General features: G+C 63.2%; 11 protein-coding genes. 6 read left to right on the top strand and 5 right to left on the bottom strand.

All coding sequences use genetic code 11. The features are described from left to right. The first annotated feature begins 659 nt into the window (after positions 1–659). Together FMM79_RS15890 and FMM79_RS15885 are read left to right on the top strand one after the other, a co-directional pair. Entirely contained in the window at positions 660–1,310 is a 651-nt protein-coding gene (locus FMM79_RS15890) for a helix-turn-helix domain-containing protein (protein WP_148628429.1), read from the top strand. 94 nt (positions 1,311–1,404) lie between these two features. Further along, complete coding sequence (locus tag FMM79_RS15885; RefSeq protein ID WP_148628428.1) at positions 1,405–2,589, top strand: serine hydrolase; 1,185 nt, start codon at positions 1,405–1,407, stop codon at positions 2,587–2,589. A gap of 344 nt (positions 2,590–2,933) precedes the next feature. On the opposite strand, the gene FMM79_RS15880 is transcribed toward FMM79_RS15885, so the two are convergent. Next, positions 2,934–3,809: a LysR family transcriptional regulator gene (locus FMM79_RS15880; protein WP_240339245.1), complete on the bottom strand. Its 876-nt coding sequence runs from the start codon at positions 3,807–3,809 to the stop codon at positions 2,934–2,936. A 145-nt stretch (positions 3,810–3,954) separates the two neighbouring features. Between FMM79_RS15880 and FMM79_RS15875 the strand changes: the two genes are divergently transcribed. The 4 genes from FMM79_RS15875 (at position 3,955) to FMM79_RS15860 (ending at position 6,587) form a co-directional block, all read left to right on the top strand. Further along, positions 3,955–4,698, top strand: a complete 744-nt coding sequence (locus tag FMM79_RS15875; protein WP_148628426.1) for an SDR family oxidoreductase — start codon at positions 3,955–3,957, stop codon at positions 4,696–4,698. A 55-nt stretch (positions 4,699–4,753) separates the two neighbouring features. Then, positions 4,754–5,653, top strand: a complete 900-nt coding sequence (locus FMM79_RS15870; protein WP_148628425.1) for an SDR family oxidoreductase — start codon at positions 4,754–4,756, stop codon at positions 5,651–5,653. 57 nt (positions 5,654–5,710) lie between these two features. Further along, positions 5,711–6,217, top strand: a complete 507-nt coding sequence (locus FMM79_RS15865; protein ID WP_148628424.1) for a DUF1097 domain-containing protein — start codon at positions 5,711–5,713, stop codon at positions 6,215–6,217. A gap of 100 nt (positions 6,218–6,317) precedes the next feature. Continuing rightward, positions 6,318–6,587, top strand: a complete 270-nt coding sequence (locus FMM79_RS15860; RefSeq protein ID WP_148628423.1) for a hypothetical protein — start codon at positions 6,318–6,320, stop codon at positions 6,585–6,587. A gap of 104 nt (positions 6,588–6,691) precedes the next feature. Here FMM79_RS15860 and FMM79_RS15855 read toward each other — a convergent pair whose 3' ends face one another. The 4 genes from FMM79_RS15855 to FMM79_RS15840 form a co-directional block, all read right to left on the bottom strand. Beyond that, positions 6,692–7,615, bottom strand: a complete 924-nt coding sequence (locus tag FMM79_RS15855; RefSeq protein ID WP_148628422.1) for a DUF2493 domain-containing protein — start codon at positions 7,613–7,615, stop codon at positions 6,692–6,694. 309 nt (positions 7,616–7,924) lie between these two features. Further along, a complete protein-coding gene (locus FMM79_RS15850) occupies positions 7,925–8,977 on the bottom strand; it encodes a toprim domain-containing protein (RefSeq protein ID WP_148628433.1) in 1,053 nt (350 codons plus the stop codon). A gap of 91 nt (positions 8,978–9,068) precedes the next feature. Continuing rightward, positions 9,069–11,180: a ParB/RepB/Spo0J family partition protein gene (locus FMM79_RS15845; protein ID WP_148628421.1), complete on the bottom strand. Its 2,112-nt coding sequence runs from the start codon at positions 11,178–11,180 to the stop codon at positions 9,069–9,071. A gap of 170 nt (positions 11,181–11,350) precedes the next feature. Next, a complete protein-coding gene (locus FMM79_RS15840) occupies positions 11,351–12,547 on the bottom strand; it encodes a DUF932 domain-containing protein (RefSeq protein ID WP_148628420.1) in 1,197 nt (398 codons plus the stop codon). Positions 12,548–12,815 lie beyond the last annotated feature (268 nt).

Raw genomic sequence — 12,815 nt, 5'->3', positions numbered from 1 at the left:
ATGGCCAAAGCCGCAGCGCTTGCCCTCCAGAACCATCCCAAAGACGCTTTACACATAGACCAGCGCATGGGGCCCGCGGGTTCCTGCACTGGAGGCTTTCGTACGCAAGCGCCCGAAACCCTTCACAAAAGCTGCCGTTCATTCACATTGGGGGCATGGCAGCTTCGCGCCCTCATTTCCGCCGTTCGGCGGCATCTAAACTGGTCCCGAAAGCTGCCGTCCATACGGGTTGCCTCAGCGCGGGGTGACGGTCCGAGCAGGGGATGCTGGCGATAACCATCGTGCACGATTTGCGTGAGGGCTTCCGTCTACTCGGTCATGATGCGGTGCTCGCACGAAATGGCGGCGGCGGCTCGGTCCAGCTTGCGGAGACGTTCTGAAGTTACACCATCGTCAGGCTGTCGAACTTTTCGCCGGGGCTGCCTCTGGCTCGGCGTAGAATGCGCCAGTTGGCTCATCCATTCGTACCGCTCGTGCAACGACAATGAAGCGGTTGGGGTAATTGGCCAACCAGACGCGTCCGCCGCGTCCTCTACCAAGCTCAAAAGTGCGTACTCCGAACAGCGCGCGTCGATCATTCCCCTATATCCCCGTATATTCCGCTTGTATTCACGCCATTCCTCCCCGTGAATACAAGCATCGAAACCGGAAGGGCGGATATGAAATTCGGCGACTATTTGAGGCAGCAACGGGCGGAGTGCGGCTGGATACAGCCGGAAGCTGCGGCGCGTGCGAAGATCGAGCAAAGCTATCTGTCCAAGCTCGAAAACAACAAGTCGATCCCGTCGGGCGATATCTATGCCCGGCTGGTCCAGGCCTATGGCATCGACGCGCAGGAGATGGCGGGCGTTCTTTTTCCCGCCGAGCTCGACCGGCTGCGCGAGATCGATTCGCTGCGCGATCTTCTGCTCCAGCGCTCGCGGGCCGATATCGAGACACCGCGCAGGCTGTTGCTAGCCGGACTTGTCGCGCTGATGATCGGCGGCGGCTTCGTCGGTTTCTCGCAGCTCGAACCTGAGCGCACCCTCACGCAGTACAGCTATCAGTCGACCGGTGTGATCGCCGCCAATGCCCCGTTGGATACCGACATCCCGCCGGGTTCACCGGGCGCCGACGAGCAGACCAAGTTCCTCAAGCAGATGCGCGGACCGATGTTCACCGAACAAGTGCCGGGCGGCAAGCGCGTGTGGATGCTGGTGGGCAGCAACGAGATCGTACAGGTCCCGCCCTACCGCTGGGCATTGATCCCCGGGATCGCGCTGATCATCGGCGGGCTGGGCTGCTTCTTCGTCGCCTGGCGATGGCGATGACCTGCTGACGCACTGACGCTCTGAAAATTCGAACACCCCATACGCGCGCGTATCGCGCCACCCTTTCGCTCGTCCGCTCGACAAGGAGAATAGCATGAAGAAGTTGACCCTGTTTGCCGCCACCCTTCTGGGAGCCTGCGCGCCCACTGCCCTCACGCCCCCTGCCGCGAGTGCTCAGATGAGCCCGATGATTGACGACTACGGCGCGCTCGACACGCGTATCGAGGAATTGATGGCGGCCAACGACGTCAAGGGCATGGCGATCGCGATCATCGATCGCGACAAGATCCGCCATGTCCGCGCTTTCGGCCACGCCAATGTCGCAAAGCAGGTGCCGCTCGAGACCGACACGATCATGTATGCCGCGTCGATCACCAAGGCGGCGTTCACCTACATGGTCCTGCAATTGGTGGATGAGGGCAAGATCGGTCTCGACACGCCGATCAGCGAATATCTGTCCAAGCCGCTGCCCGAATACAGCGACGCGGATTGGGACTGGTCTTTGCTGGCAGGCGACGAGGACTGGCGGCTGCTCACCCCGCGTATTCTGCTCAACCACAGCTCGGGCCTCGCAAACCTGCGCTGGTTCGAGCCCGACAACGACATGTCGTTCCACTTCACGCCCGGCACGGCCTACGCCTATTCGGGCGAGGGCTTCTACCTGCTCCAGTTCGTGCTGGAGGAAGGGCTCGGCTTGAATGTGAAGGACGAGATGCAGCGCCGCATCTTCGATCGCTTCGGCATGCCGAACACCAGCATGCAGTGGCGCGAGGACTTCGCGAGCCACCTGGCCGACGGGTATAAATTCGACGGCAGCTTCGTGCCGCACGATGCGCGTAGCGGCGTCAGCGCATCGGGATCGATGGATACGACCATCGCTGATCAGGCGCGGATGTGGCGCGGAATGCTGATGGGAGAAGGGCTCTCGCCAGAAATGCGCGCCGAGTGGACACGTCCCGAAGTGCCGATCAGTACGAAATCCAAGTTCCCGACGATCGAGGTACTCGACACCTATGACCCTATCGGCCCTCGGGTACACCTCGCGGGCGGGCTCGGGGTGGATACGTGGGAGGGTCCGTCGGGTCGCTTCTTCGCCAAGGGCGGGCATAACGAGTGGACCGGAAACATCGCCCAGTGCGACGAGGCCAGAAAGCGCTGTATCGTCCTCCTGGGCAATGATGTCCGCGCTGAACTGATTTATCCTGCCATCGTCGCGATGGTGCTGGGCGACAACCGCTATCCCTGGCAGTGGACATATCCTGAGCTGTTCGGGAAGTGACGAGCGGCAGGACGTGGGGCACCGCATGCACACCCTGCAGGGATGTTTTGTAACGACGGCTTTAGATAGATGGCTTCTTCTCAGGTCGAAGTGCTAAATGGGGACAGTCTCCTTCCGGCAGGAGCTGCCATTCAGACGCACGCCAGGGAACGGCTTGAGCTGGTCGGGACCTGCCTCATCCGCGAACGCGTAAAAGTGGGACATTGCCGCCATCAACAGCACGGGTGCGAAAGTCAGCTATTGCCACCTTCCGCCGTTCGCGGCTCGATCTGGAGCGGCCCAGTTCTTGTGAACTCGGTTACGCCCATCGTGTGGCTAGCCTCTCAACTCGTTAGAAAGCTGGGTCAGCTCACCTCGCCACCAAATTGTCGTACTGCCCAATCCATAAACACACGGACGCGGGGTGAAAGTTGGCGGCTCGGTGGATAGAGCAAAGAGACGGGGACCGAGGGCGGCAGGTTGTCGGATAGGATCTGAACCAGGTCACCTGTGGCGAGATGCTTCTCCACGTGGAAGTGCGGCACCTGGAAGATGCCAAATCCAAGCAACGCGGTTGCGAGATAGCTCTCGGTGCCCGTCACTGAAACGGGTGCGGGCAAGGTGATGGTGCGGTAGTCATCACCGATCGCGAATTGAAGTGGCGCAAGCTGTCCGGTTGTCAGCGAGCGAAGGCCGATCATGCGATGTCCATCGAGATCATCGATCCGCGAAGGGGTGCCGAACCGCTCCAGATAGGCCGGCGCGGCGCAGGTCATCCGGTGCATTATCATGACCCTGCGCGCAATCATGTCGCTGTCTGTCAACTGCCCGTAGCGCAGCACACAGTCGATGCCCTCTCGCACGACATCGATCCACCGCTCGCCCTCGCTCATGATGATCTCAAGATCGGGATATTCGGCAAGGAAGTCGGGGAGCCCCGGCAGCAGGAAATGTCGGGCGATCGTGCCTTGGACCTCAATGCGTAGGACGCCCTTCGGCTTTGCACCACCGAAAGCACCTTCGGCGTTCTCGATCTCGGCCAGGATGGCCACACAGCGGCGCGCATAGGCCTCGCCATCCAGTGTCGGGCTGACCACTCGGGTAGTCCGCTGAAGGAGCCGGACCCCAAGCCGCTCTTCCAACTGTTTGATCACCTGCGTCACGGTTGATCGGGGGATGCCTATATCCTGCGCGGCGACGGTGAAACTGCGCCGCTCCACGATCCGCACGAACAGCCGCATGACATCGATCCGGTCCAGATGCGCCTCCCCATTGTTTGTGTTGGCGGAACAGTGATGCTCATTCTTGGGTGATTATCTCCGCCCTGTCATCCGCCAAATAGTCTCCATGCCCAGCCAAGGCGGCGGGAAACGAAGGAGACAGACAATGAGCATCGAACAGAACGGCAAGGTTGCAATCGTCACCGGCGCATCGCGCGGCATCGGCGCCAGCATCGCGCAGCGCCTCGGACAGGACGGCTTCACCGTCATCGTGAACTATGCCGGCAGCGCGAAGTCGGCTGAAGAGGTTGCTGCCAAGATCGAAGCCGCTGGCGGCCGCGCCATTACCGCGCAGGCTGACGTGAGCGACGCTGCGGCAGTGGCCCGGATGTTTGCAAGCGCCGAAGCCGCCTTCGGCGGTGTGGATGTCCTCGTGAACAATGCCGGCATCATGAAGCTCGCCACCATCGCCGACAGCGATGACGCGCTCTTCGACAGCCAGATCGCGATCAATCTCAAGGGCACGTTCAACACACTGCGCGAGGCAGGTAAGCGGCTCCGCGATGGCGGTCGGATCGTCAACTTCTCAACCACGGTCGTCGGCCTGCGCCTGGAAAGTTACGGCGTCTATGTCGCCACCAAGGCAGCAGTCGAAGCGATGACGGCGGTCATGTCGAAAGAGCTGCGCGGCCGTTCGATCACCGTCAATGCCGTCGCTCCTGGGCCGACCGCAACCGGCCTGTTCCTCGACGGCAAGTCGCCCGAACTGATCGAGCGCATGTCCAAGATGAACCCGCTCGAACGCCTCGGGACGCCTGACGATATTGCCTCAGCCGTCGCCTTCCTCACCGGCCCCGATGGCGGATGGATCAATGGCCAGGTGCTGCGCGCCAATGGCGGCATGATCTGAGCCTGCCGCTTCTTCCGATCTCTCTCGAACCACCCTGACATTAAAGGAAACCATCATGACCAAGCAGATCATCATCGTCACCGGCGCATCCAGCGGTTTCGGCGCTCTCACCGCTCGCCAGCTCGCGCTGGCCGGCCACACTGTCTATGCCGGAATGCGTGCCACCACGGGCCGCAATGCCCCGCAGGTCGAAGCTGTCGCGGCCTATGCCGCAGAACATGGCGTCGACCTGCGCGCCGTCGAGCTGGACGTACAGTCCGATGTTTCGGTGGAGGCAGGGATTGCCCAGATCATTGCGGATTGTGGACGCCTCGATGTCGTCATCCACAATGCAGGACATATGAGCTTCGGCCCGGCTGAAGCCTTCACCCCCGAGCAGTTTGCGGACCTCTACGACATCAACGTGCTTTCGACGCAGCGGGTCAACCGCGCCGCGCTTCCGCAGCTGCGCAAGCAGGGCAAGGGCCTGGTGCTGTGGGTGTCGTCCAGCAGCGCTCGCGGCGGCACACCGCCATACCTTTCGCCCTACTTCGCGGCGAAGGCGGCGATGGACAGCCTGGCGGTCAGCTATGCCGGCGAGCTAGCCCGGTGGGGCGTGGAAACCTCGATCATCGTGCCGGGAGCCTTCACCAGCGGCACCAATCACTTCACCCACAGCGGTAAGCCCGCCGACGAAGCACGCTCTGCCGAGTACGCCAGCGGCCCCGGAGCCGACATCCCTGATACGGCGATGAAGGGGTTAGCCGGCCTGGAGCCTGAAGATGCCGATGTGACTGACGTGGCCCGCGCCATCGTGACGGTCGTCGATACCGCGCACGGCAAGCGCCCCTTCCGCGTCCACATCGATCCGTCGCAGGACGGCGCGGAGATCGTCAACGCCATGTCGGACCGCGTTCGCGCCGAGATGTTCCGCCGCATTGGTCTGGAAGACCTGCTCACCGCCCGCGTCAACTAAGCGGCACTGGACCGGGCCGGCTCAGCCGGTCCGGCTTGCATCGAAAGGATCGTCATCATGACTTCATCCAACGTCTGGACCGCCCCCAGCTCGACGGGGAAGGAGCGGTTCCTCTCCATCAGCGCTGCCGCCGCGCTGACGGCCGCTTCTGCGGCGCATGTCACCACCATCATCGCCGTACCTGCCTGGGCGATGTTCATGGGCTGGGTCGCCTACTACACGCGCGGCCACTCCGCCCGAGACGGGCTGGCCAACTACGCCTGCCTCGCATTGGGTATCGGACTTGGCCTGATTGCCGTGATGGCGGTCGGCGCGCTATCCCCGAGCGTCGGCACATTTGCCTTGCCGATCGTCGTCCTCGTAGTGGCCACCCTCGTCGTGTCTCTTCGCGCCGTGCCGGGGCTGAGCAACATTCCGGCCTACTTTCTGGGAGTGGTGACGGTCTTTGCCGCTCATGTTCAGCCCACCCTCTACGCGATGGCCGAGTTGGGCCTTGCCGGCGCGATCGGCTCGCTAGCCGCGTGGTTCGCATCACACTGGCAGCAAAGGCTTGCAAGCCAGTGACAGCACTGTGCTGGCAGCGGCAGTACTGAACGGTTGAGCCAAGTCCATTTGTCCGGCGCTGCCGCTTCCACATTTCATCCGACTTGAAGGAGTAGCCGCCATGCACATGCTCTCAGTCATTGTAGGGGGCATCGTCCTGTTGGGCATTTTCCTGCTATTCGGGCACCTGTGGGGCGATGGCCCGGCATCGCTGTCCACAGCGGCAAAGTTGTTCATACCCGTATGGCTGGCTGTCTCGGTGACGAACCTCTGGATCGGCGTCAGCAAGGCCGGGTACACCGTCGCCGAGGAAACCCCCATTCTGCTCGTGGTCTTTGGAGTTCCCGTTGCCCTGGCTGCTCTCGCAGTATGGATCTTCGCTCGCTCCTGAGCCCCCTCAACGTCGGGCATTTGGTTAAACGACAGGTTTCGTGCTGAGCCGTCGTTAAGAAAGGGAAGCGAATGGCGCAATGTGGTCGGTTTCCGACACCAAGTTCACACACCGCTGAACTTCCACACCGGGATTCCAAGCTTCCTCGCTTTGTCGGAGAGGTTGTCCTGGATGCCGGTTCCGGGAAAGGCCATGACGCCGATCGGCAGCACTTCGAGCATCTGATCGTTGCGCTTGAAGGGAGCAGCGCGGCCGTGCTTCGGCCAGTCGGGCGCGAACCCGATTTGCATTACGCCCCGATGATCTGCCCAGCGCGAGGCGATCTTTTCGGCGCCCTTGGGAGATTTTCCGTGCATCAGAACCATATCCGGGTGCTTGGCATGGACCTGGTCGAGCTTCGCCCAGATCAGTAGATGATCATTGAATTCGAGCCCACCGGTGAAGGCAACCTTCGGACCGGGCGGCACGAGCACCTGGTTCTCGGCGCGCTTGCGGGCGGCCAGGAAATCGCGGCTGTCGATCATCGCCGAAGTTAGATTGCGGTGGTTGACCTTCGATCCGTGGTGGGGAAGCCAGGGCTTGCCGGCGTGACGTTCGAAATGCTCGCCAGCCTGGTCGCGCATCAGTTCATAGGCATCCTGCCGTTCCAGAAGAGTCCTGCCTTCCGCGATAAGCCGCTCAAGCTCAACCGACCGGACCTCGCTGCCATCCTGCTCCCGCTGGGAGCGGCGCTGCCCCTGTTCGTTGTCGTCGAGATCGCGCGTGATCCGCTGGGCGGCGCGGTGAAAAACATTGACGGTAGACCAGAGGAGATCGTCGAGGTCGGGCTCAAGCCGGGTGTCGCCCAGGGTGGCAATAAAGGCGTCGAAGATATCGGCAATGGCGCCGGCGAGCATATCGCCTTCGGGAAGCGGGCGCGGATCGGGTTCATCCTCGAAAGCCCGGTAGCCGTAGAGTTGGAGTTCGGTGAGGACGCAGTCGGTCGGGGATGAGGTGTGGCTTGGCTCAAGATCGTATTGCTTGCTCATGAGATGCTCCATCGCTGGGCCGCGACCGCCGCTGCCTTCATGGCGACAATGCCGCTGGGCGGGCTGGACTGGCACCCCGAGCGAGAGCGAGCGGGCCGAAGCGCAGCGCAGGGCCGCAGGGGCCGACTATTTTGCTTCGCGATGGAAAGGCCTGGAGGGCCGCCGGAAAATAGTCGGTCACAAGGTTGCCCGGACGGACCGTTTGACGGCCGCTCGCCCTCTCGAAGGCCGAGGCGCGGTCCTCTCGCGCGGGATAGGCATCCGGGCAACACGGTCGTTCGTAAGCCAACGCCCGCATTTTCGTCCCGGTTACGCCGTCAGGTCCAGGACGTGGTCGAAGTCCTGCGGTGCGAGCTGGACGCGAATGCCCTCCCGCAGCGCGTCAATGCCTAGGAGCCGCAGATCCTCGTTGAAGTCCCCGAGCGCTGGCGACAGCACGATTGCCTCAATCCCTGCCTGCTCGGCGCGGCCGAAGAGTGCCGCCATTGCGCCGTTGCCCGCAGGATCGTTTTCATACGCGATGTAGATGCGGCGCAGTTCGTGCGGAAAGATGATGGCAGCGAGATGCGCGGCGGAGAGCGCGGCGAGCATTGGCATGGTTGGCAGGACGCATCTGAGCGACAGCATGGTTTCGATGCCTTCGCCGGCTGCCATCACCGCGCCGGGCGCCCCGAAGCGCACCGCGTGTCCGAGAAGATCGCCCATTGCCCGCCTCGGCGTTTCGATCGGTGCCTTGCCGAGCGTCGCTTCGCTGAAGCCATGGGGGTCGAGCCACGTGCGATGTGCGCCGGTGATCTTGCCGCTGACATCGGTGACCGCGGCGATCATGGCTGGCCAGGTCTCGGTCGGGGAAGTTTCGTCTGGCCGGTAATAGCAGCGCGGATGGAAGCGTAGCGCCCTGGTTTCGGGCAAGGCCGTGATCCCGCGCCTGTGCAGATATCGTTCCGCAAGCGTGCAGGTGATCGGCTGCGCCATCGCAAACAGCCGGCGAGCCGATTCCCGTGATCCGGCCGGCGCATAGGATTTGCGGGTTCGCCGACTGTCCGGTTCCGGTTCGGCAGGTGGCAAGCTGAGGAACCGGCGCGCTTCTGCGGCGATGGCGCTGAATTGGGAGAGGCCGCAGCCCTCGCGGATCACGTCGAGCAAATCGCCATATTCACCGGTTGCCGCGTCGGTCCATTTGCCCGCGACGCCCTTTGCGGTGTCCTTCAACCGGACGAACATCGAGCGCCCGGCCGCGCCGCGAACGTCGCCGACCTGCCAATAGTTTCCTTGCCTGTGCCCATTGGACAGATAGGTGCGGCACACCTCCTCGGCGCGATTGGCAAGCGCACGCGCCAGATCATGCGGGCTTTGCGCCATCACAGGTTCCTCCATGCAAAATGGCCCGCCGCTGGCATCCCCCGCGAGGGGAACCCCAGTGCCGGCGGGCCAGTGCGCAAGCGTCAAACGGTCATTCGGCGGCGATGGCCTGGAAGGCGTCGTCGGCAGGGTCATTCTCGCCGGTCGACGCGTTTGCGGCCATATCCGTTTCGCCGCCGTCCGCCGCCAATTCTACGACCATTGCAGTGGTGTCGGTGATTTCGCCTTCGCACGCTTCGGGCATTGGACAGTGCGCCGTGCGAAGCGGTTCCGGCAGCCAGCCCGAGCCGGCCAGCAAGGTTTCTGCCTGGGCGGCCATGTCGCCCTTCTTGAGATGGGCGATCCGGTCAGCCGTTTGCGGTCCCTTCGCCTCCGTGACCGCCTGCAGGATGCGCGCCTTGGTCACGCGGCCGAGGAACATATCGACCGTTGGCTTCCAGCCAGCCGCCACCATGTCGAGATCGACTGCTTGTGCCAGCCGGTCGGCATGGGCAAGCGCGCGCGGACGGCGGTTCCAGGCCTCATGCACCGCGTTGACCGACAGGCTGACGACGTGCGCAAAGAGCGCCGAGCGGCGAGCGCCGTCCCATTCGCCCAGAGCATCCCACAGATCAGCGGATTCCTTCGGCACGACCGAAGCCCAGCTCTCGTGCCGCGCCCGGATCGCATCGCCACAGGCGCTGTCATTGAGCCCCGGTGCCTGCACGCCGAAACTGACGCTCTTCAGGTCGAGTTCGAGACAGCTGTCCGAGCCATAGTGATAGAAGACCTTGAGCGTGAGCGCGTGGAGTGCAGCAAGGAACGCCATATCCGGCCGTTCGCCGAGCGCCTGGCGCAGGCCAAGCGTGCGATGGGCCGTCAGTTCGGTCATCAGCCGGTCAGAGATGGGCGCAAGCCCTTCGTCTTCCTCGGGCTCAGGAAGCGATGCGTCCGTCTCGGCAGTGACGGCGCCGTCGCCGGGGTGACTGGCACTTGCCGCAATGGCATGATCAGTCATGCTTTGATCGTCCGCATGTGCGATAGGCTGCTCGTCCTCGGGGCGCACATAGCCGCGCTCGACACGCAAGACGCCGTTCGAGGCAATGCTGACGAAGGCACCGGCGCGGGCGACTTCGCCGGGTTCGTACCTGACCGGCCGCCCCTCGAATCCTTCGAGTGCCGTCTCGATCTCCCCCAGGCGCTCGTCGATTTCGTCGGGGAGTTCGTCGGCGTCGGAATATTCCTCGGTCAGGCGGTCGAGCTGCGCCTGGAAGGCATCGCGGGTCGCTTCCTCCTCCGCCGTGAGCGGCTGTACCTCACCGCGAAGCTGGCGCAGGCCGAATGTGTGACCATACGGAAAATCGGGGGCCACCTCGATCCACTTCCAGCCTTCGGCGGCAATGGTGCCCGCTTCCTCGTTCAGCCGCTCGGCCACGATCATGTCGATCAGCGCCGCATCCTGCAGCCAGCCGCCATCATCGCCCTGGAACAAGTCGCGCATGATGCCGCCGCCGGCCTCGAGATAGGCTTCGAGGCCGATGAACTGCGCACGCTTGTCGGAAGCACGGACGGCGCCTTCGGTCAGCAGGCGGCGGATGGTGTAGGGCTGCTTGTCGTGGGACTGGCTCAGCCGTTCGAAGACCTGCTCCTGCCGCTCATGATCGCCGGAGACCGTGAAGGCCATCAGTTGGTCGAGGCTCAACCCATCCTCGGCATAGACGTCGAGGAGCTTTGGTGCGACCGACGCAAGCTTGAGCCGCTGCTTGACGACGGCGACCGAGACGAAGAAAGCGGCGGCGATTTCCTCCTCGGACTGGCCCATTTCGCGCAGGGCGAGGAAGGCGCGGAACTGGTCGAGCGGATGGAGCGGCGCACGCTGGATGTTCTCGGCAAGTGAATCTTCCTCGGCGATGCCGTCTTCGCGCACGATGCAGGGCACCGGCGCGGTCCTGGCGAGACGCTTGTGCTTCACCAGCAATTCGAGCGCACGGTAACGGCGCCCACCAGCCGGGATCTCGAACATGCCGGTCTCGGCGCCGGCTTCGCCGATGACAGACCGGACGCTGAGGCCCTGGAGCAGGCCTCGCCGAGCAATGTCCTCAGCCAATTCCTCGATCGACACGCCGGCCTTGATACGCCGGACATTCGACTGGCTGAGCCCGAGCTTGTTGAAGGGAATGTCGCGCGAAGGCGACAGGGTGATCTTCGTTGCAGCAGTAGCCATGACATATACTCCGCGACGGCGGGCCGGGAGCCTCTCTCTCGACCTCAAAACCGTCACGAAGCGAAGCGCCGCCCTCTTGCTCTGGAGGACGGCGCAAAGCGCGGGTGATCGCAAATGAGGAACAGACCGGGCCGCAGACGCCGAAGTCCGCGGCTCGAATGGATCGGGGATCAGGCAGTGCGATCGAGAAGTTTCTTCGCCCGCGTTTCCAAGTCGAGCCGCGCGTCCTGGTTGGTCTTGTCGCGTGCGAGTGCCGTAATGCCCTGGACGAAGTCGAACACGCTCGAGGGTGGATGGCCTTCCTCGGCAAGGACCGTCTCCACGATTTTTGCCGTATCCGCCCTCGAGAAGCCGCGCCGGCGCAGGAAGTCTGAACGGTCCTCGTCGTTGCGGGCAACTATCCGCTCGCGCGCGGCCCTGATGCCGTTGACGAATGGCATGGGCGACGAATCGGCAAAACGCGTAAGCGCAGGTGCCGCTTCGTGAGCAAAACGCGATGCGGCATATTTGGAGTGGCGGATCGTGATCTCCTCGAATTGCTCCACGCCCCACAGGTTGCGGTTCTGGCAAACGGCGCGAAGGTAGAAGCTCGCAATGCCCAGCGTCTTGGCGCCGACTTCGGAATTCCAGCAGTAGAAGCCCCGGAAGTAGAGATCGGGCGAGCCGTCGGGCAGTTTGCCGGCCTCGATCGGATTGAGGTCGTCGACCAGGAACAGGAACACGTCGCGGTCGGACGCATAAAGCGTGGTCGTGTCGCGGGTGACATCGACGCGCGGATTGTAGATGCCAGTCGACCAGTCGAGCACGCCGGGCACCTTCCAGCGGGTATCACCGATACCATTTCCGGCGATGCGCTGAACGGCTGAGACCAGTTCGTGATCGTAGATGCGGCCATAATCGGGGCCGGTGACGGCGCGCAGTTCGACCCGACCGTCGTCGGTTTCCAAGGCCTTCACCTGCTCGGCGCGATGCGAGGTCAGTCCATATTGCAGGTTGATGCCGGCAAGTGGCGCGGGAAGCTGGCGCAAATAGGCCGCCGGTGCTCCGACCAGACTGGCGAGCTGCCCGAAGCTCCAATGGGTGGGCGCGGCTGGCGAAGCCGAGCCTGGCAGCATCAGCGCCAGACGTTCAGGATCGTCGCGGCTGGCCTCTACCCGGATCGCCGCACTCTCCACCGTCCGGGTGCGGCTCTGTTCGGCGCGGCCGTGGACCGAGGAGAACAGCTCCGACAGCGAGAGGTAGCGCTCGTCGTCCGGCCGCGAAAACCATTCCGAAGATACGCGGCCGTTCCGCTCGCCGCGGCTCACATCCACCTTGTAGCCGCCAGCGCCTTCGCGCGCGGCATCCAGAATTTGCGCTTGTGTCATGGGACTTTTCCATGACGGGCGCCAGGAGCCTCTCTCCCAGCCCTCAACCCGTCACGGAAAATCCGTCCGCTCTCTCACTCTCGGGAGATTCAATTCCCGATGCCGCACGGGCCAGCATCGGGCCCATGACTCCCCTCAGAACGGCATCGACAGCCGCCCGCACAGAGGGATAACGAATATACGCCAAGGGGCCCTGGAGCACCCGTTCGACATATTACTTCCTTATTACGCCGGCCTCTCCAGAGGCACGCGTAATATGAATTCCCTG

The organism is Novosphingobium sp. BW1 (assembly GCF_008107685.1).
GTDB lineage: Bacteria > Pseudomonadota > Alphaproteobacteria > Sphingomonadales > Sphingomonadaceae > Novosphingobium.
Note: the sequence above shows the minus strand (reverse complement) of the source record. Positions and strands in the feature narration are given on the sequence as shown.

Excerpts from the sequence above, each read along its gene's own strand:
- FMM79_RS15890 (WP_148628429.1), top strand. The coding sequence starts at position 660 with ATGAAATTCGGCGACTATTTGAGGCAGCAACGGGCGGAGTGCGGCTGG.
- FMM79_RS15885 (WP_148628428.1), top strand. The coding sequence starts at position 1,405 with ATGAAGAAGTTGACCCTGTTTGCCGCCACCCTTCTGGGAGCCTGCGCG.
- FMM79_RS15880 (WP_240339245.1), bottom strand. The coding sequence starts at position 3,809 with ATGCGGCTGTTCGTGCGGATCGTGGAGCGGCGCAGTTTCACCGTCGCC.
- FMM79_RS15875 (WP_148628426.1), top strand. The coding sequence starts at position 3,955 with ATGAGCATCGAACAGAACGGCAAGGTTGCAATCGTCACCGGCGCATCG.
- FMM79_RS15870 (WP_148628425.1), top strand. The coding sequence starts at position 4,754 with ATGACCAAGCAGATCATCATCGTCACCGGCGCATCCAGCGGTTTCGGC.
- FMM79_RS15865 (WP_148628424.1), top strand. The coding sequence starts at position 5,711 with ATGACTTCATCCAACGTCTGGACCGCCCCCAGCTCGACGGGGAAGGAG.
- FMM79_RS15860 (WP_148628423.1), top strand. The coding sequence starts at position 6,318 with ATGCACATGCTCTCAGTCATTGTAGGGGGCATCGTCCTGTTGGGCATT.
- FMM79_RS15855 (WP_148628422.1), bottom strand. The coding sequence starts at position 7,615 with ATGAGCAAGCAATACGATCTTGAGCCAAGCCACACCTCATCCCCGACC.
- FMM79_RS15850 (WP_148628433.1), bottom strand. The coding sequence starts at position 8,977 with ATGGCGCAAAGCCCGCATGATCTGGCGCGTGCGCTTGCCAATCGCGCC.
- FMM79_RS15845 (WP_148628421.1), bottom strand. The coding sequence starts at position 11,180 with ATGGCTACTGCTGCAACGAAGATCACCCTGTCGCCTTCGCGCGACATT.
- FMM79_RS15840 (WP_148628420.1), bottom strand. The coding sequence starts at position 12,547 with ATGACACAAGCGCAAATTCTGGATGCCGCGCGCGAAGGCGCTGGCGGC.